Genomic DNA, 17306 nt, shown 5'->3' with positions numbered 1-17306 from the left:
GATTGCGTGTGATGCGCCATGCCACCGTTGCGTTCGATCCTGGCGCGCGCCCTACCTTTCTGTTATCGGCGCGGCGGACGGAAAGTTCAGCGATTCGACGGCGATTTCCTCGCATGCTCTGGTTAACGCGCAGCCGATATTGAGTTGAGGGCGGGAATCGGCGCAAGCGCAACGGCCGCAATCCAGCGCTGTCAAGGCATTCATATGAAGGTTACCTAAGGTTACAGAAACGACAGCGTCGTATCACATGGCGCACAGCGCGCCTTCTAGAATTCACAGCGATAAAAGCGTGGCGCCGTCAGTAGCTCGCAAGCTGACCGCAAGGTAACCGCACAGTCGGCAGGAGCCTGAGGCGCACACGCATCGCAGTTGTTTCGCTTCCACCTCAAGGAGAACGTATGATCCGCTTGCCTCTCGCCACTATCACCAGCGCCTGCATGGCTGGCCTGCTCGTCGTCGCCGGCGCGGCCAACGCTCAAACAACGCCGGCCGCACCGGCAGCGGCTGCGGCCGACGCCGGCCGTCTGCATGCCGCCGACCAGACGTTCATCGCGGACGGCACCAAGGCCGTTGCCACGCAACGCGACGCCGCCCGCATCGCGACCTCGCGCTCGACCGATCGCGACGTCAAGGCATTCGCCGAGCGCGTCTCGGCCGACAACGCGAAAATCTCCGATTCGCTGCGCGCGGCGAGCCCACGCGGCGTCGACGTGCCGAAGAACGACCCCGACGCAGCGGTGCTCGCGAGCATCAACAACCTGCGTGGCGCCGACTTCGACAAGGTCTATATCGAGCAGGTCGCGCTCGCCGGCGAACAGAAAGCGCTGTCGGCGTTCCAGGCGGAAATCGCTTCGGGCCGCGACGAACAGTTGAAGGACGCGGCGAAGAAGGCATTGCCGACCATCCAGGAACACTACGCGATGGCGCAGGATCTCGCCAAGCGTAAGCATCTGCCGACCGCGCAGTAAGCGGCTTAACGCGCGTCACGTTGCGGCGTGGCGCGCGGCCGTTCGAATGCGTGGTTTTCGGCGATAATCGGCTTCGCTCTTTCGAGTCCGCTGCGCGCAGGGTCTTGCGCGATGCATCGTTTGCGATTCATCTTGCGTGATGCGCGAACCTCGAAAGCTCCCACCACTTTCACGCGCATTCGACCAAAGCTCTCCGCATGAGCAAGTCCGCCAATCTGCCGCAACAGTTGGACCATATGCTTCGGCAAGCCGTCGCGCTTCAGCGCAACGGCGCTTTCACCGAGGCCGAGGAACTCTATCGCGAGATTCTCGAACTCAAGCCCCGTCATTTCGACGCGCTGCAATTGCTGGGCGCGCTGACGCTGCAAGCGGGCCGCCTGCAAGAGGGCGTCGAGTTACTCAGAAAAGCGCTTGCCATCAACGCGAAGCAGGCGCCGCTTCATTCGAATCTGGCCTATGCGTTGAACGCTTTGCAGCGATTCGACGAAGCCCTCGCGAGTGCCGAGCGCGCGCTGACCTTGCAGCCCAAATTTTCCGACGCACTGAACAATCGCGGCAACGCGCAAGCCGGCCTGAATCGGCCGCTTGATGCGCTCGGCAGTTTCGATCGTGCAATTTCATTGATGCCGGATTTCGCGCCGGCCTGGAACAACCGCGCGTGTGTGCTGCGCGATCTGGGCCGTCCCGCTGATGCGCTCGCAAGCTGCGACCACGCGCTCGCGCTGCAACCGAATTATCCGGATGCGTGGAGCAATCGCGGCAACGCGTTCAGTGACCTGAACCAGCCGGAAGAAGCGGAACGCTGCTACCGTCGCGCGCTCGAATTGGCCCCGGCATTCGCCGATGCCTGGAACAATCTCGGCCTGACGCAGATCGACCTCAATCAGCACGCGCAAGCGCTGTCGAGTTACGAACGCGCGTTGGCCGTGAATCCAGATGCTGCGGAAACACATTGGAATGAATCGCTGTGCCTGCTGCAAATGGGACAGCTCGAGGCCGGCTGGCAAAAATATGAATGGCGCTGGGAGCGCAGCCGCATCAAGGCAAGTCGGCGCAGTTTTGCGCAACCCCTTTGGCTGGGCGATTTTTCGATCGACGGCAAGACGATTCTGTTGCACGCGGAGCAGGGCCTCGGCGACACGCTGCAGTTTTGCCGCTACGCCGCGCTGGTGTCGAAACTCGGCGCCAAGGTCGCGCTCGAAGTGCCGCCCGAGTTGATGCGTCTCATGGCCACGCTCGATGGCGTGGACCAATTGATCGAAGCCGGCCAAACGCTGCCGCCGTTCGATTGCCACTGTCCGTTGCTGAGTCTGCCGCTTGCATTCAAGACCGAGCTCGACAGCATTCCATCGACAACGCCTTATCTCATCGCAAACGCCGAAGCGGCTCGCCAATGGCACGATCGGATTCACGCGGAAGCAGACGGACGCCTGAAAGTCGGACTCGTGTGGGCGGGCGGAAACCGGCCGCATGTCGCGGAGCTTCGCAAGAACGATGCGCGCCGTTCGATCGCTTTCGCACAACTCGCGCCGCTTCTCGAGGTGTCGAACGTGCAGTTCTTCAGCCTGCAAAAAGGCCCGGCGGCACAGCAACTCGAGAGCAGCGAGTGGGGCGAACGCGTGATCGATTACACGGAAGAACTCAGCGACTTCGCCGACACCGCAGCGTTGGTGGCGAACCTCGATCTGGTGATTTCCGTGGACACGTCCACCGCGCATCTGGCCGGCGCGCTCGACAAGCCGGTCTGGATTCTGAACCGCTTCGACACCTGTTGGCGCTGGATGCTAGAGCGTACCGACACGCCGTGGTATCCGCGCGCCCGCTTGTTCCGGCAACCGGCGCTCGGCGATTGGGACAGTGTGATGCAAGCCGCGCGTGACGCGCTGAGCGCATTGGCTACGGACGTGGCGCATTCACGATAACGATCCCGTTCGCACCCGCCACGTTCCCTGCGCGCTGGCCGACGCGTTTGCGCGGACGCGCGTAGACTGAATGTCCGTTTATGGACGGCTAAGCCACGGAGATTGATCAATGGAATACAGACATCTGGGTGCATCCGGTTTCAAGGTGCCGGTGCTGAGTTTCGGCACGGGCACATTCGGCGGCAAGGGCGAGTTTTTCCAGGCGTGGGGCGCGACCGACGTCGCCGAGGCGCGGCGTCTGCTCGACATCTGCTTCGATTCGGGCGTCACCATGTTCGACAGCGCGGACATCTATTCGAGCGGCGCGTCCGAATCGGTGCTCGGCGAAGCGCTCAAGGGCAAGCGCGACAAAGCGATCATCTCGACCAAGGCGACCTTCCGTTTCGACGATGGACCGAACAGCGTCGGCTCGTCGCGCTTCCATCTGATTCAGGCCGTGGACGCGGCGCTCAAGCGCTTGCAAACCGATTACATCGATCTGTTCCAGTTGCACGGCTTCGACGCCAGAACGCCGATCGCCGAAGTCATGTCCACGCTCGACGATCTCGTGCGCGCCGGCAAGATCCGCTACACCGGCGTGTCGAATTTCTCCGGCTGGCACCTGATGAAGTCGCAGGACGTGGCGGATCGCTACGGCTATCCGCGCTACGTCGCGAATCAGACCTACTACTCGCTGGTCGGACGCGATTACGAGTGGGAGCTGATGCCGCTCGGCGTCGATCAGGGCGTGGGCGCGGTGGTGTGGAGTCCGCTCGGGTGGGGGCGTCTCACGGGCAAGATCAAGCGCGGCCAGCCGCTGCCCGATTCGAGCCGCCTGCATAAAACCGCCGACATGGGGCCGCCGGTGCCGGACGAGTATCTGTTCCGCGTGCTCGATGCGATCGACGAGATCGCGGCCGAAACCGGCAAGACCGTGCCGCAGATCGCGCTGAACTGGCTGCTGCAGCGGCCGACGGTATCGACGGTGCTGATCGGTGCGCGTAACGAGGAACAACTGCGGCAGAACCTCGGTGCGGTGGGCTGGAATCTGACGCCCGAGCAGGTGGCGAAGCTCGACGCGGCGAGTGCCGTGCGTCCCGCTTATCCGTACTGGCATCAGGAAGGATTCGAGGAACGCAATCCGAAGGCGGTGTAAGCGCGCTTTCGCCTCGAGGCGCGCTGCGTGTCACGTGCTCCGGTTCGGACTCATTTCGCGAGTTCGGCTGGAGCGGCGAACAGTTGGCCGTAGTAGCGGCGGCCGGCGTCGAGATGCGTGCCGAAGGCAAAGCCTTGCGCGAGCATGGCATCGAAGTCGGCTCGTTCGATTTTCATCACGTAGCTGTGTTCGGTGGTGACGAGGCGGCACGCGGTGCCGGACGCCGCCGCCGCGCTGAACCACTTGCCCGCGCCAGCATGGTCCGCCGGGAAAGCGTGCGGACCCACTTCGACTTGCCAGCCGCCGTCCAGCAGAATCCACATGGCCTGATCCTCGGCAGTTGCCGCGCTGTCGTTGCATTGCGCGACGACCGTACCGGCCTGCGCTTCCCATTCATGCGAGTGGGCGATCACCCATCGCAGTTGGTCGGTCGTCAGGCCCGTAAAGAACGGCGTGTGCTTCAGCAAATGAAGGTACGTGACCGAGGGTTTCATGGTCGTGCTCCTCGTCGTGATGGAAGTGGCGGCCGGTTGAGGTTGGGCATCGCATGCGCCGATGAGAACCGGCAGCACAACGGCGCATGCGATCAGCGAAATTGCTTTCACGGCGGTATGCCTTGACGTCACGTTCAACGTTGAACCCGCGCTTCCAGCAAATCGCCCATACCGATTCGCTTGGCGAACTCGATGCGCACACGCTCCGACACTTCGAGCACCTCGCGCGCGCCGTCGCCGACGAAGTCGATCACCGAACGCATCGGCCGCCCGCCTGAAGGCAGGCCGACGAGCCGCACGATTTCATCGGCCACGGCTTGCGGATCGGCGTCCTCGGGCGTCAGCTCGGACAGGCGCTGGCCGATCTGATCCATCACGCCGTCGTAGCGTGCGTAGGCCGCGGCGCGTTCGGTATCGGCCGGCTTGCCCGCGCTCGGGAAGTGAGCGGTGCCGCGTGTGAACGCGCCCGGCACCACGATCGAGGTCTCGATGCCGAAGCGCGCGATCTCATATGCGAGCGAAACCGCCAGCGAATCCATTGCGGCCTTCGCGGCGCCGTATGGACCGAGGAAGGGAGGAAAGCCGCCCTTGGTCGTCGAACTGCTGATCCACAGCATCAAGCCGGCTTCCTGCTTGCGCAGATAGGGCAGCACGGCGCGGTTCACGCGCTGCGCGCCGAACAGGTTGGTGTCGAACACCTTCACCATTTCCTCGGGCGTGAACGCTTCGCTCGGGCCGACCACCAGATGGCCGGCGTTTTGCATCACCACGTCGAGCCGTCCCTGTTCGCGCACGACCGTCGCGGCGGCGGCATCAGCCGATGCTTGCGACAACACGTCGAGTTCGAGCGGATGCAACTGGATGTCCTTCGCTTTCGCAAGCGCGCGCTTTTCATCGGCGCGTGGCTTATTGCGTCCTTCGACGTCGCGCATCGTCGCGTAGACAATGTGGCCGGCTTCGGCGAGCGACTGTGCGCTGAGTTTGCCGATACCCGTACCGGCGCCCGTCACGAGGATGATCTTCTTCTGCATTTTTCTTCTCCGATTCGATGAAAGTGAGGCGGCTCGTCAGAGCCTGCCCGCAGCGATGTGCACCGAGCGCGTTAGGCAATGCCGCCGTTCGCACGCAGAATCTGCCCGTTGATCCAACCCGCGTCCGGACCGGCGAGGAACGCCACCACCGACGCAATATCGTCCGGTTGGCCGAGGCGTTGCAGCGGCGGCATCTTCGCGAAGGTCTGGATCTGTTCTTCGGTCTTGCCGTCGAGGAATAGCGACGTCGCGATCGGACCTGGCGCCACGGCGTTGACGGTGATGTTGCGGCCGCGCAGTTCCTTGGCGAATACATGTGTGAAGGATTCGACGGCCGCCTTGGTCGCGTTGTAGATCGCATAGCCCGGCATGTTCAGCGCCAGTGTGGTGCTCGAAAAGTTGACGATGCGCCCGCCGTCGTTCATGCGCGCAGCGGCTTCGCGCAAGGTGTTGAAGGTGCCGCGCACGTTGATGTCGAAGGTCTGGTCGTAGAGCGCGTCGCTGGTGTCGGCGAGCGGCACGGTCTTGAGCACGCCCGCGTTGTTGACCAGCACGTCCACTTTGCCGAGCTGCTGTTCGGTGGTCTCGAACATGCGGCGCACGTCGTCGGCGTTCGACACGTCGGCCTTCACCGCGACGGCTTTGGCGCCGGCTGCCGTGAGTTGCGCGACGAGCGCATCGGCTTCGGCCGAACTGGATGCGTAATTGACCGCGACCGCGAAGCCGTCCTTGGCCAGACGTTGCGCGACCGCTGCGCCGATGCCGCGGGACGCGCCGGTGACGATAGCGACCTGGGCGTTTTTTGGCGTGTTCATGATTCGTTTCCTTGTGTCCGTTGGGTGGGTGAGGTGAATCATGGACGCTTTCCGCGCATAGATAATCGGGTTAGACTTAGCATCATAATTCCATTTGCTTTAACAATTGACCTACGGACCACTCGACAGGCGTTACAAACAGCCACCCACAGCCACCCACAGGCACCAACCATGGATCGTTTCGAGGAAATGCGGGTTTTCATACGGATCGCCGAGCGGCAAAGTTTCACGCGCGCCTCGGACGACCTGCAGATTCCGCGCGCCACCGTGACCAATCTGATGAAGCGCATGGAGCAGCGGCTCGGCGCGCGGCTGCTCGAGCGCACCACGCGCACGGTGCGTCTTACGCACGACGGCGAGGCGTACTACCGCCGCTGCGTGCGTCTGATTGCCGACATGGAGGAGGCCGAGGGCTCGTTTTCGAACCTTGCGCCGAAGGGTTTGTTGCGGGTGAACTTGCAGGGCACGCTGGCGCGGCACTTCGTGGTGCCGGCGCTGCCGGCCTTTCTCGCGCGCTTTCCCGATATCGAACTGACCATCGGCGAAGACGACCGGCTCGTCGATCTGGTGCGGGAGGGAGTCGACTGCGTGCTGCGGGCGGGCAATCTGCAGGATTCGTCGATGGTGGGGCGGCGCGTCGCGCAATTGCCGCAAGTGACGGTCGCGAGTCCGGCGTATCTCGCCGCATATGGCGAGCCGGCCGAGCCATCGGCGCTGTCCAAGCATCGGGCCGTCAATTACGTGTCGAGCGCGACCGGCAAGGCCGTGCCGCTCGAATTCAGCGTGGCGGGCCGCGAGGTGGCGATGGTCCTGCCGTCGGCGGTGTCGGTGACCGGCACCGAACTCTATACGGGCTCCGCGCTGGCGGGGCTCGGCATCGTGCAGGTGCCGCAATACCGGGTGGCGGCCGAACTGGCGGCCGGGCGGCTGAAAATCATTCTTGCGGACTTTCCGCCGCCGCCCATGCCGGTGTCCGTGCTCTATCCGCAGAACCGTCAGTTGTCGTCGCGGGTGCGGGTGTTTGCGCAGTGGCTGCGTGATATTTTCGAAGCGGCAACGGCGACCACGGGCGGCGCGCTGTGAATACGCGTGTTCAGGCCGCCGCGCTGTGCGTGTCGAAGATGTTGATCAGCATGATGTCTATTCCCTGACTGCATACGGCCGCGAGCGAATAGCGGCAGTCGTGTCCTGCACCCCGAGCCGTGCCCGATCATGCGGCGCCAAGAAATCCTGAACCGGACCAAGCGGCACGACGCCGGTCGGATTGATGCCCCGGTGACTCTCGTAGTAATGCCGCTTGATGTGCGTGAAATCGACCGTCTGCGCAATGCCGGGCAACTGATAGATATCGCGCGTGTAGGCGGACAGATTCGCGTAATCGGCGATGCGGCGCAGATTGCACTTGAAGTGGCCGACGTAGACAGCGTCGAAGCGGATCAGCGTCGTGAACAACCGGATATCGGCTTCGGTGAGTTGCGCGCCGGTCAGATAGCGTTGCGTCGCGAGTTGCGTGTCGAGCCAGTCGAGCGTTTCGAAGAGCGGCGTGACGGCTTCTTCGTAGGCCTGCTGCGTGGTGGCGAAGCCCGCCTTGTAAACACCATTGTTCAGCGTGTCGTAGACGCGCGCGTTGATCGCGTCGATTTGCGGACGCAACGGCGGCGGATAAAAATCGCCGGGCTTGGCGCCGATGCCGTCGAACGCCGAATTCAGCATGCGAATGATTTCCGACGATTCGTTGCTGACGATCGTGGCGCGCTGCTTGTCCCACAGGATCGGCACCGTGACGCGGCCGCTGTAGTGAGGATCGGCGGCCGTATAGACTTGGTGCAGCAGCTTCGCGTGATTGACGGTGTCGGCCACGACGCCGGGGCCATCCGCGAAGGTCCAGCCGTTTTCCAGCATCAGCCAGTGCACGACGGAGACGTCGATCATCGCTTCAAGGCCTTTGAGCGCCCGCACGATCAAGGTGCGATGCGCCCACGGGCAGGCGAGGCTCACATACAGGTGGTAGCGTCCCGCTTGCGCTTCGAAGCCGCCGCTGCCGCTCGGAACGGGCGAGCCGTCGGCCGTCACCCAGTTGCGGAACGCCGCGTCCTTGCGCACGAAACGGCCGCCGGTCGACTTGGTGTCGTACCAGCGGTCCTGCCATTGTCCGTCCACTAAAAGTCCCATGTCGCCGCTCCTTGTGCGTACGCCGTCGTGCCACGACCGCGCGCAATGAATGTTCCAGGCGCCGCGTCGGCCGCGTTTGCAGTGGCTCGTCACTGGCTCGTGCGGCTTTTCCGAAAGCCCGCGCCAACCGTGCTTGCGGCCAATGTTGCCGCCATATCGCCATAGTGGACTAGCAGCGGCGCTTTGCCGTACCATCTTTTCGTCGAACTCGTTCGAAGGAGTAGAACATGTTGTCGGAAGACGAACTGGCTTTGCTCGACGCGATACGCGAGACCGGCAGCCTGTCGCGCGCGGCGGCGCGCCTCGGCAAGGCGCCGTCCACGATCTCGCATGCCGCCCGGCAACTGGAGACGCGCTTCGACGCGCTGCTGTTCGACCGGCGCCGCTACCGGCTGCAACTCACGCCCGCCGGCCAGCTTCTCGCCGACGAAGCCGCGCGTCTCATGCTCGACATGTCGCGTATGACGCAGCGCGTGAAGCAGATCGCGAGCGGCTGGGAAGACCGCCTTTGGGTGGTCACGGACGAGATTCTCGAATTCGAACTGCTGATGCCGGTGGTACGCGCCTTCGACGCACTCGACTCCGGCGTCAAGCTGCGCTTCACCCACGAAGTATTGAGCGGCACCTGGGAGGCGCTGCGCGACGGCCGTGCCGATCTGATCGTGGGCGCGACCAACGAGCCGCCGGCGATTCCCGGTCTGCGCTGGTTCGAACTCGGCGTGATGGAGTGGGTGTTCGCGGTGTCGCCGCGACATCCGCTGGCGGGTGTCGAGGGGGCGCTCGGCCGCGAACGGATCCTCGAACATCGCGCAGTGGTGGTGGCGGATTCATCGCGTACGACGGCGGGGCGTGCTTATGGTCTGATCGGCGGACAGGCGTCACTCGCCGTGCCGTCGATGCGCGCGAAAATTCTGGCGCAGCGCGACGGCCTGGGCGTGGGCTGGTTGCCGCGCCAGCGCGTCGCGACGCTATTGAAGCAGGGCGAGCTGATCGAGAAAGCGACCTCCGATCCGCGCGAGCCGAACGTGCTGTACGTCGCGTGGCGTGGCGATCATGAAGGACGCGCATTGCAGTGGTGGCTCGAACAGTTGCGGCAACCGCGGCTCGCGAAACGCCTCGTGCGCGGCGTGGATTTGACGATCTGCGCGTGACGCTCACGCCGTTGGTCCGCGAATCAGCGGCGCTTTTTATAGAGGCCGCGCCGCTTCTCGTGGGATCATACGCGCCGTGCTGGGCGATTTTGCTTTCTGCACGGTACGAAACAAGAGGAGCAAGGCGATGATCGATGGACTGGTGGGCGGGCGGTTATACGGCGAGGCGCAGATTCGCACGGGGCAGAACGGCAGGCGTTTCGTGACCTGCAAGGTGCGCGCGGCCACCAACGACGGCGACACGATTTTCGTCAACGTGATCGCTTTCGACGACGACGTGCAAACCGCGCTGCTCGCGTTGAGCGACGCGGACAGTGTCGCACTGAGCGGCACCTTGACGCCCAAGGTCTGGACCGACAAGAACGGGCTCGTCAAACCGGCCGTGGATATGGTCGCCCACAAGATGCTGACGGCTTACGAAGGCCGCCGCGAAGCGGATGAATGAGCCGTGTTCGGCGGCTCGCCGCCGGCATCCCTGAGATACTCGACGAAGCGGTCCGCGACGGGTTCCGCGTCGCCGCTTCGGCGCAGCAGCAGCACTTGCGACATTAGCGTCTCGCCCGTCAGCGGTAAAAACGCGACCTTCGGGTCTTGGACCTGACGCAACGTGTACGGCACCAGCGCAACGCCCATGCCGAAGCCGACCATCGTCACGACGGTCTGCCACAAGCGCGCCTCATGGCGAATCAACGGACTGAATCCCGCTCCCACGCACTGCGCGATGATCAGATCGTGATAGTGCGGCGACACGGTGCGCGGAAACAGAATGAACGGCTCCTGCGCCAATCCCCGCAGATCGACCTTGCGTTTGCGCGCCAGCGGATGAGCGGCGGGCAGGCAGCACAGGAACGGCTCGGAAAAAATCGGCGTGGAAATGACGTCGGTCGGAAAATTTCCCCAATGCGCGCAGCCCATATCGATCTGCATGCGCTGGATTGAGTGCACCTGCTCGCTGGTGTTCATCTCCTTCAGGACGATTTCGACGCCGGGGTAATCGGCCTCGAAGCGTTTCACCGCTTGCGGCATGCCACGGTACAGCATCGAATTCACGAAGCCGATACGCAAGCGGCCGGCGAGGCCATGCGCCGAGCGCACCGTCATGCGTTCCGCCTCGTTCGCCTGCAATAACAGGCGGCGCGCTTCGCCGAGCAGCACCTGGCCGGCGTTGGTCAGCGACACCGTTTTGTTGGTGCGCGCGAGCAACTGCACGCCGAGCCGCTCCTCGAACTTGCGAATGTCGAAACTGAGGGCCGGCTGCGAAATGAACAGCCGCTTGGCCGCGCGGCCGAAATGCAGCTCCTCGGCGACCGCCACGAAATAGCGCAACTGCTTCAGGTCCACGGCTGCCTCCTTGGTCTTGATCGATAAGCTGCGTCTATCGTACCGGATATAAGTTGTATTAGACGATTATCGACGCCGCTCCTATGCTCCTCCCACAAGCACTGACGTGCATAGCAGAGTAAGGAGACACGTATGAGCGAAATCACCGCGCAGCCGGCACACGGCTCGTCCAACATTCCCGATAGCCGGGGCATCAACTTCTTCACCAGCGATCCCGACTTCGAGCGTCTGTTGAAGCTGCATCTCGGCGAGACGCTGTTTCACGAACTCGAAAGCCAGCTCGTCTCGCTGGGCCAGCGCGCGTCCGACGAACTCGACGTGTGGGCGCTGTCCGCCGACAAGAACCCGCCGCAATTGCACCATCGCACGCGGCGCGGCGAAGCGCTGCAAAGTATCGACAAGCATCCGGATTACGTCGCGCTGGAACGCGTGGCTTACGCGGAGTTGGGACTGGCCGCGATGAGCCACGAAACCCGCGATGGCAAAAAGTCGCCGCCGCCGCTCGTGAAATACGCGCTGACCTTCCTGTTCGTGCAGGCGGAATTCGGCCTGTGTTGCCCCGTGAGCATGACCGATTCGCTCACGCGCACGCTGCGCAAATTCGGCGCGCCGGAACTGGTCGCGCGTTTTCTGCCGATGCTCGCCTCGCGCGATTTCAACACGCTATTCCAGGGCGCGATGTTCATGACCGAACAGGCAGCGGGTTCGGACGTCGCGCGCATTGCCACGCGTGCGTCGCTCGAAACCGATGCGAACGGTGACGAAACGTGGCGTCTGTATGGCGACAAATGGTTTTGCTCGAACGCCGACGCCGATCTCGCGATGGTGCTCGCGCGGCCGGACACGGCGCCGCCCGGCATCAACGGACTCGGACTGTTCCTGTTGCCGAAGACGCTGCCGGACGGCTCGCGCAACAGCTACCGGATCGTGCGTCTGAAGGACAAGCTCGGCAGCCGTTCGATGGCGAGCGGCGAGATCGTGCTGGAAGGCGCGGTCGCGTATCTGATCGGCGAAGTGGGCCGCGGTTTTCATCAAATGGCGGACATGATCAATATGTCGCGTCTGTCGAACGGCGTGCGCGCCGCCGGTTTGATGCGCCGTGCGCTGACCGAGGCGCTGCACATCGCGCGCAATCGCGAAGCGTTCGGCCGCAAGCTGATCGACATGCCGTTGATGCAGCGTCAGTTGCTCAAGATGATGCTGCCCGCCGAACAGGCGCGCTCGATGTTCATGCGCATCGCGCTGCTGCTGGAGCAGGCCGACGCGGGCGACCGGCAGGCGGCGAAATGCGTGCGCATCCTCACGCCGCTCATCAAGTTCCGTGCATGCCGCGACGCGCGCCGCGTGACCGGCGACGCGATGGAAGTGCGCGGCGGCACCGGCTATATCGAAGAGTGGAGCGACGCGCGGCTCGTGCGCGACGCGCATCTCGGCTCGATCTGGGAGGGCACCAGCAATATCGTCGCGCTCGACATCGCGCGAGCCGCGAAACGCGACGGCGCGCTCGAACCGTTGCGCACGTATCTGCAGGATCTGCTCGGCGCGGCAGGATTGCCGGCGGCCAGTCTCGCGTTGCTGCGCGCGACACTCGCGCGTGCGTGCGACGCGCTGGCGAGCGTGGCGGATTCCGGCCGCGACGAATGGGTCCGGCAAGCGGGCACCGCGCTGTATCACGCAAGCACCGCAGTGTTGATGGCCTGCGAAGGCGTGTGTCTCGCGCCGGATTACCGGCGTCTTGCGCTTGCGCATCTGGTGGTGCGGCACAAGCTGTTGCCGTTCGATCCTCTGGCCTTGCATTCGGCATCGGACGAGAGCGATGTAATCGACGCTTTGGTTCACGGCCGCAGCGTCACGCTCGAACAGGCGCTGCAACTGTTGCCGCAAAGGAGCGCGTAATGGCCGCACCGCTTCCGAACGATGGCAAGCAAGGCGCGTTGCAAGGCATCAAGGTGATCGACTTGAGCCGCGTGCTCGGCGGCCCGTACTGCACCCAGGCGCTCGCCGATCACGGCGCGCAGGTGATCAAGCTCGAGCCGCCCGACGGCGACGAAACGCGTGGCTGGGGGCCGCCGTTTTACGGCGACACCGCGTGGTACTTCGCGGGCGTGAACCGCAACAAGCAGGGCATCGCGGTCGATCTCTCGCGCGATGAAGGCCGCACGATCCTGTGGAAGCTGTTGGAAGATGCCGACGTGCTGGTCGAAAACTTCAAACCCGGCACGCTCGGGCGCTGGGGCATGGATTACGAGCGCGATCTGCGCGAGCGTTTCCCGAAGCTGATCCATTGCGCCGTATCGGGTTTCGGTCCCGACGGTCCGCTCGGCGGCTTGCCCGGCTACGACGCCGCGATTCAGGCGATGACCGGCCTGATGAGCGTGAACGGCGAGCGTGACGGTCCCGCCACGCGCGTCGGCTTGCCGGTCGTCGACATGGTCACCGGCCTGAACGCGCTCGCCGGCATTCTGCTCGCGCTCGCCGAACGCGCGAAGAGCGGCCGCGGTCAGTCGATCGATATCGCGTTGTACGACTGCGGCGTCTCGCTGCTGCATCCGCATCTGCCGAACTATTTCGGCTCGGGCCGCACGCCGCAGCGCAGCGGCAACGCGCATCCCAACATCACGCCGTACGACAGCTATCGCACAGCGACGGCGCCGATCTTTCTCGCGGTAGGCAACGACCGGCAGTTCGCGAAACTGTGCGCGCATCTCGGCGCGCCCGAACTCGCCGACGATCCGCGTTATGTCGACAACCGCAGCCGCTGCGCGCATCGCGAGCCGCTGAAGGCCGCGCTCGAAAGTCTGCTCGCCACGCACGAGTGCGAGCCGCTCGCGCATGCGCTGATCAACGCGGGCGTGCCGTGCGGTCCGGTGCAAACCGTCGACGTCGTGGCGCGTCATCCGCATACCTTGCATCGCGGCATGGTGGTCGAGATGGGTGAGTATCGCGGCACCGCGTCGCCGATCAAGCTGTCGCGCACGCCGGCCACGTATCGCAGCGCGCCACCGTCGCTCGGCGCCGACACGCGCGACGTGCTCGACGCATTGGGTATCGACGCCGCCACCCAGCAGCGTCTGCTCGAAGCGGGCGTGCTCAAAGCTTAAACACGCAGTTCCCGGCGACGGCACGCAGAAGCCGCGCCATCCAGAAGAAAGACCTTGGAGACAGAGACATGAATCACGAGTCCGACGACCACGCCGCAAGCCGGCAACCGACGCGCGCCGCAGCCGCGGCTTTTGTCGGCACCACGATCGAGTGGTACGACTTTTATATCTATGCCACGGCGTCCGCGCTGATATTCGGCAAGCTGTTCTTTCCTGGCAGCGATCCGTTTTTCGCCACTCTCGCTTCGTTCGGCACCTTTGCGGTCGGCTTCTTCGCGCGGCCGTTCGGCGGGCTGGTGTTCGGCCACCTGGGCGACCGCATCGGCCGCAAGAAAGCACTCGTGGCGACGCTGGCGATCATGGGCATCGGCACCGTCGGCATCGGCTTCCTGCCGACCTATGCAAGCGCCGGCGTGTGGGCGCCCGTGCTGCTCGTCTTGCTGCGGGTCGCGCAGGGCATTGCGATCGGCGGCGAGTGGGGCGGCGCGGTGCTGATGGCAAGCGAACACGCACCGCAGGGACGGCGCACCTTCTTCGCGTCGTTCGCGCAGCTCGGCAGTCCGGCGGGCTTGATCCTGTCGCTGCTCGCGTTCCGCGCGGTGGCCTCGATGGATAAGGACGCGTTCCTTGGCTGGGGATGGCGCCTGCCGTTTCTCGCGAGTGCCGTGCTGCTGGTGGTCGGCCTGCTGATCCGCGCGGGTGTCGACGAATCGCCGGAATTCAAGGCGCTCAAGGCGCAACGACGCGTGGCCGCGCTGCCGGTCGCCGAGGTCGTGCGCGATGCGTGGCGCACGCTGTTGCTATGCCTCGGCGCGAACGTGATCGGCGTGGCCGGCGCATGGTTCGTCAACACATTCATGCTCAACTACACGACGCAAACGCTCGGCCTCGACCGTTCGTTGATTCTCGATTGCCTGTTCGTGGTCGCGTTCATCCAGTTGTTCACGCAACTGGGGTCCGGATGGTTCGCGCAACGCATTGGCACGGGACGCTTCCTGAAGGGCGCGGCCGCGTTGGCGATGCTGTCGCCTTATCCGATGTTCGCGCTCGTTTCGACCGGGCGGCCGGTGGCGATCGTGATCGGCATTGCGCTCGCTGTGATGTGCATGTCGAGTTCCTACGCCGTGATGGCCGGCTTCATGTCGACCGCGTTCCCGGTGCGCGTCAGGTATTCGGCGATTTCGCTGTCGTATCAGGTGTGCGCCGCGCTGGCCGGTGGTCTGACGCCGCTGATCGGGACGTTGCTCGCGCATCGTTATCCGGGCGCCTGGTGGCCGTTGGCCGTGTTCTATAGTGTTCTGGCCGGCGTATCGCTGGTATGCATCGGCACGCTGGAGCGCCGCAAGCGCGGTGCGGCGCACGGCGTCGCCGAAGCGGCCTAGGCGTTTGCCGGTGCGCTCGACGCCGGGAAACACAGGGTAATTGTGGTTCGTGGTTGACCCCACGTCATAGTCCGCCTGCATAATGTCATCCTCAACCGCGCAAAAGCCGCCTACCATCGAGGCGGGCGGCAAAAAAAACGACGGGGGGAAGCCATCATGAATCGCTATCGTTCGCTGGGTGTCGTGACCGGCGCGGCGCAGCTCGCCAGCGCCGACGTCCTGTGCCGGATGAGCGCCGCCTGGAACCGGCTGGGCGCGGCGTGGCCATTCGATCTCGTTCTCGAGCAGCAGTCCTGGCAAGGGCCGGCCTCGCAGAGCGAGGCGAGCGCCCAGTTCAAGATTCACGTATTCGACACCATGCGCGCGTTCGAAAAGCGCGGCGTCGAGGCGATCGTGTTGCCGTGCTTCCTCAGCCATACCTTCATCGACGAACTTTCGGCGAACGTGGCCGTGCCGGTCGCCAACATCATGACGGCGCTCTCGGCGCACGTGCGGCAAGCGTTTCCGTCGGTGCGGCGGATCGGCGTGCTGACTTCGGAGGCCATCCGTCATCACGGCCTCTTCGAACGTTATTTCGATGCCGCGCGGTTCGACGTGCTGCATCCGCGCAACGAAGCGGGCGTCGATTGCGTGACGAGCGCGGTCTATAGCGATGAAGGCATCCTAAACGGCCGCTTCCATGGCCGCCCGGTCGAGTTGCTGCGCGCCGCGTGCGCGGACCTCATTGCGCAGGGCGCGGAGCTCATCCTGCCGGGGCTCGTCGAAATCGCGCTGGTCGCGCGCGCGCTCGGCCGGCTCGAGGTGCCGCTCGTCGACGCCAATCTCGTTTACGCGCGCTACGTCGCGGCGGCCCAATATGCGCAGCCGGAGCGGCGCTTCAAGGTGGGCGTGCTGGGCGGCGTCGGGCCGGCGGCGACGGTCGACTTCATGGCCAAGCTGGTGCGCAATACGCCCGCCGCGTGTGATCAGGATCACATCAAGATCATGGTCGAGCAGAATCCGCAGATTCCGGACCGCACCGCCGCGCTGCTCGGCAACGGCGACGATCCGACGCTCGCGTTGTATGCCGGCTGCAAGACGCTCGAGGACGGCGGCGCGGACCTCATCGCGATTCCGTGCAATACGGCGCATGCGTTCGTCGAGCGGATCCAGCCGTCGCTCGGCATTCCGATCGTCAATATGCTGACCTGTACCGCCGATTATCTGCGCGAGACCTTTCCGGACGTGCGCGAAGTCGGCGTGCTCGCCACTTCGGGCACGCTCGCGAGCCGCGTCTATGAGCAGGCGCTCGAAGCGCGCGGTTTCGTGCAGATTGCGCCGGGCGAACCGGCGCAGGCGCGGCTGATGAACGCCATCTACGGACCGAAGGGTGCGAAGGCGGGCGTCACGTCGGGCGAGTGCTGCGATGATCTCGCCGCGGCGCTCGACGATCTGGTCGCGCAAGGCGCCCAGGTGATCGTGCTGGGTTGCACCGAGTTGCCGCTGCTGTTGCGTGACGCGACGCTGGCGTGCGCGGGCGGACGGGTGATGCGGCTCGTCGATCCGACCGAGGTGCTGGCGAAGTGCTGCGTGGCGTATGCGCTGGGTAACAGCGGGGCGCTGGATGCAGCGCCGGGGGCTGCGGTGCCGACAGGGAGCCGATCAGTGCGGAAAGCGTCTACGGTCAAGAAATGTGCGCCCGTTACCACACCGTTGCGCCTTGCAAGTCTGGTGCGATAGCGCCGCTTCACGTCTCCGACGCCGCTTCGAGCGGCTTTAAACCTTTCTCTCCCCAACGGCACAACGCTTGCTGCC

General features: G+C 64.4%; 15 protein-coding genes. 10 read left to right on the top strand and 5 right to left on the bottom strand.

From position 1 onward, the window contains the following. Nucleotides 1–398: 398 nt before the first annotated feature. The 3 genes from B0G74_RS13070 (at nt 399) to B0G74_RS13060 (ending at nt 4025) form a co-directional block, all read left to right on the top strand. Nucleotides 399–968 (top strand): DUF4142 domain-containing protein, encoded by a 570-nt coding sequence (locus B0G74_RS13070; RefSeq protein WP_132375159.1) that lies wholly within the window; start codon nt 399–401, stop codon nt 966–968. Between the two features lie 197 nt (nt 969–1165). Continuing rightward, the gene (locus B0G74_RS13065; RefSeq protein ID WP_132375158.1) at nt 1166–2890 is read left to right on the top strand and encodes a tetratricopeptide repeat-containing glycosyltransferase family protein; all 1725 of its coding nucleotides are present in this window, start codon (nt 1166–1168) and stop codon (nt 2888–2890) included. A gap of 109 nt (nt 2891–2999) precedes the next feature. Continuing rightward, nucleotides 3000–4025 carry an aldo/keto reductase gene (locus tag B0G74_RS13060; RefSeq protein ID WP_132375157.1) on the top strand — a complete coding sequence of 342 codons (1026 nt, stop codon included), beginning with the start codon at nt 3000–3002 and terminating at the stop codon, nt 4023–4025. 50 nt (nt 4026–4075) lie between these two features. Here B0G74_RS13060 and B0G74_RS13055 read toward each other — a convergent pair whose 3' ends face one another. From B0G74_RS13055 to B0G74_RS13045, 3 genes are all read right to left on the bottom strand, one after another. Continuing rightward, nucleotides 4076–4519 carry a hypothetical protein gene (locus B0G74_RS13055; protein WP_243658178.1) on the bottom strand — a complete coding sequence of 148 codons (444 nt, stop codon included), beginning with the start codon at nt 4517–4519 and terminating at the stop codon, nt 4076–4078. Nucleotides 4520–4653: 134 nt separating this feature from the next. Continuing rightward, complete coding sequence (locus tag B0G74_RS13050; RefSeq protein WP_132375155.1) at nt 4654–5550, bottom strand: SDR family oxidoreductase; 897 nt, start codon at nt 5548–5550, stop codon at nt 4654–4656. 71 nt (nt 5551–5621) lie between these two features. Further along, nucleotides 5622–6365 carry an SDR family oxidoreductase gene (locus B0G74_RS13045; protein WP_132375154.1) on the bottom strand — a complete coding sequence of 248 codons (744 nt, stop codon included), beginning with the start codon at nt 6363–6365 and terminating at the stop codon, nt 5622–5624. Nucleotides 6366–6536: 171 nt separating this feature from the next. Between B0G74_RS13045 and B0G74_RS13040 the strand changes: the two genes are divergently transcribed. After that, complete coding sequence (locus B0G74_RS13040) at nt 6537–7448, top strand: LysR family transcriptional regulator (RefSeq protein ID WP_132375153.1); 912 nt, start codon at nt 6537–6539, stop codon at nt 7446–7448. 57 nt (nt 7449–7505) lie between these two features. Here the strand turns inward: B0G74_RS13040 and B0G74_RS13035 are convergent, their stop codons facing one another. After that, on the bottom strand, nt 7506–8537 hold the full coding sequence (locus B0G74_RS13035) for a glutathione S-transferase family protein (protein WP_132375152.1): 1032 nt from the start codon (nt 8535–8537) through the stop codon (nt 7506–7508). A gap of 227 nt (nt 8538–8764) precedes the next feature. Here B0G74_RS13035 and B0G74_RS13030 point away from each other — a divergent pair, with 227 nt between their 5' ends. Both B0G74_RS13030 and B0G74_RS13025 read left to right on the top strand, forming a co-directional pair. Further along, nucleotides 8765–9688, top strand: a complete 924-nt coding sequence (locus B0G74_RS13030; protein ID WP_132375151.1) for a LysR family transcriptional regulator — start codon at nt 8765–8767, stop codon at nt 9686–9688. A 127-nt stretch (nt 9689–9815) separates the two neighbouring features. After that, nucleotides 9816–10133, top strand: a complete 318-nt coding sequence (locus B0G74_RS13025; protein WP_132375150.1) for a single-stranded DNA-binding protein — start codon at nt 9816–9818, stop codon at nt 10131–10133. Here B0G74_RS13025 and B0G74_RS13020 read toward each other — a convergent pair. Continuing rightward, nucleotides 10103–11029, bottom strand: a complete 927-nt coding sequence (locus tag B0G74_RS13020; protein WP_132375149.1) for a LysR family transcriptional regulator — start codon at nt 11027–11029, stop codon at nt 10103–10105. The two genes, B0G74_RS13025 and B0G74_RS13020, sit on opposite strands and share 31 nt — an antisense overlap. Nucleotides 11030–11161: 132 nt before the next feature. Between B0G74_RS13020 and B0G74_RS13015 the strand changes: the two genes are divergently transcribed. The 4 genes from B0G74_RS13015 (at nt 11162) to B0G74_RS13000 (ending at nt 17231) form a co-directional block, all read left to right on the top strand. After that, nucleotides 11162–12925 carry an acyl-CoA dehydrogenase family protein gene (locus B0G74_RS13015; RefSeq protein WP_132375148.1) on the top strand — a complete coding sequence of 588 codons (1764 nt, stop codon included), beginning with the start codon at nt 11162–11164 and terminating at the stop codon, nt 12923–12925. Then, a complete protein-coding gene (locus B0G74_RS13010) occupies nt 12925–14130 on the top strand; it encodes a CoA transferase (protein ID WP_132375147.1) in 1206 nt (401 codons plus the stop codon). Before B0G74_RS13015 ends, B0G74_RS13010 begins: the two co-directional genes overlap by 1 nt. Nucleotides 14131–14198: 68 nt before the next feature. Then, nucleotides 14199–15512 (top strand): MFS transporter, encoded by a 1314-nt coding sequence (locus B0G74_RS13005; protein WP_132375146.1) that lies wholly within the window; start codon nt 14199–14201, stop codon nt 15510–15512. 156 nt (nt 15513–15668) lie between these two features. Further along, nucleotides 15669–17231: an amino acid racemase gene (locus B0G74_RS13000; protein WP_132375145.1), complete on the top strand. Its 1563-nt coding sequence runs from the start codon at nt 15669–15671 to the stop codon at nt 17229–17231. Nucleotides 17232–17306 lie beyond the last annotated feature (75 nt).

The organism is Paraburkholderia sp. BL9I2N2, from assembly GCF_004339745.1.
GTDB lineage: Bacteria > Pseudomonadota > Gammaproteobacteria > Burkholderiales > Burkholderiaceae > Paraburkholderia.
The sequence above is the reverse complement of the archived record's forward strand: the minus strand, read 5'-3'. Positions and strand labels throughout refer to the sequence as shown.

What these genes read in the sequence shown, in the direction of transcription:
- B0G74_RS13070 (WP_132375159.1), top strand. Translation starts at nt 399, where the DNA reads ATGATCCGCTTGCCTCTCGCCACTATCACCAGCGCCTGCATGGCTGGC.
- B0G74_RS13065 (WP_132375158.1), top strand. Translation starts at nt 1,166, where the DNA reads ATGAGCAAGTCCGCCAATCTGCCGCAACAGTTGGACCATATGCTTCGG.
- B0G74_RS13060 (WP_132375157.1), top strand. Translation starts at nt 3,000, where the DNA reads ATGGAATACAGACATCTGGGTGCATCCGGTTTCAAGGTGCCGGTGCTG.
- B0G74_RS13055 (WP_243658178.1), bottom strand. Translation starts at nt 4,519, where the DNA reads ATGAAACCCTCGGTCACGTACCTTCATTTGCTGAAGCACACGCCGTTC.
- B0G74_RS13050 (WP_132375155.1), bottom strand. Translation starts at nt 5,550, where the DNA reads ATGCAGAAGAAGATCATCCTCGTGACGGGCGCCGGTACGGGTATCGGC.
- B0G74_RS13045 (WP_132375154.1), bottom strand. Translation starts at nt 6,365, where the DNA reads ATGAACACGCCAAAAAACGCCCAGGTCGCTATCGTCACCGGCGCGTCC.
- B0G74_RS13040 (WP_132375153.1), top strand. Translation starts at nt 6,537, where the DNA reads ATGGATCGTTTCGAGGAAATGCGGGTTTTCATACGGATCGCCGAGCGG.
- B0G74_RS13035 (WP_132375152.1), bottom strand. Translation starts at nt 8,537, where the DNA reads ATGGGACTTTTAGTGGACGGACAATGGCAGGACCGCTGGTACGACACC.
- B0G74_RS13030 (WP_132375151.1), top strand. Translation starts at nt 8,765, where the DNA reads ATGTTGTCGGAAGACGAACTGGCTTTGCTCGACGCGATACGCGAGACC.
- B0G74_RS13025 (WP_132375150.1), top strand. Translation starts at nt 9,816, where the DNA reads ATGATCGATGGACTGGTGGGCGGGCGGTTATACGGCGAGGCGCAGATT.
- B0G74_RS13015 (WP_132375148.1), top strand. Translation starts at nt 11,162, where the DNA reads ATGAGCGAAATCACCGCGCAGCCGGCACACGGCTCGTCCAACATTCCC.
- B0G74_RS13010 (WP_132375147.1), top strand. Translation starts at nt 12,925, where the DNA reads ATGGCCGCACCGCTTCCGAACGATGGCAAGCAAGGCGCGTTGCAAGGC.
- B0G74_RS13005 (WP_132375146.1), top strand. Translation starts at nt 14,199, where the DNA reads ATGAATCACGAGTCCGACGACCACGCCGCAAGCCGGCAACCGACGCGC.
- B0G74_RS13000 (WP_132375145.1), top strand. Translation starts at nt 15,669, where the DNA reads ATGAATCGCTATCGTTCGCTGGGTGTCGTGACCGGCGCGGCGCAGCTC.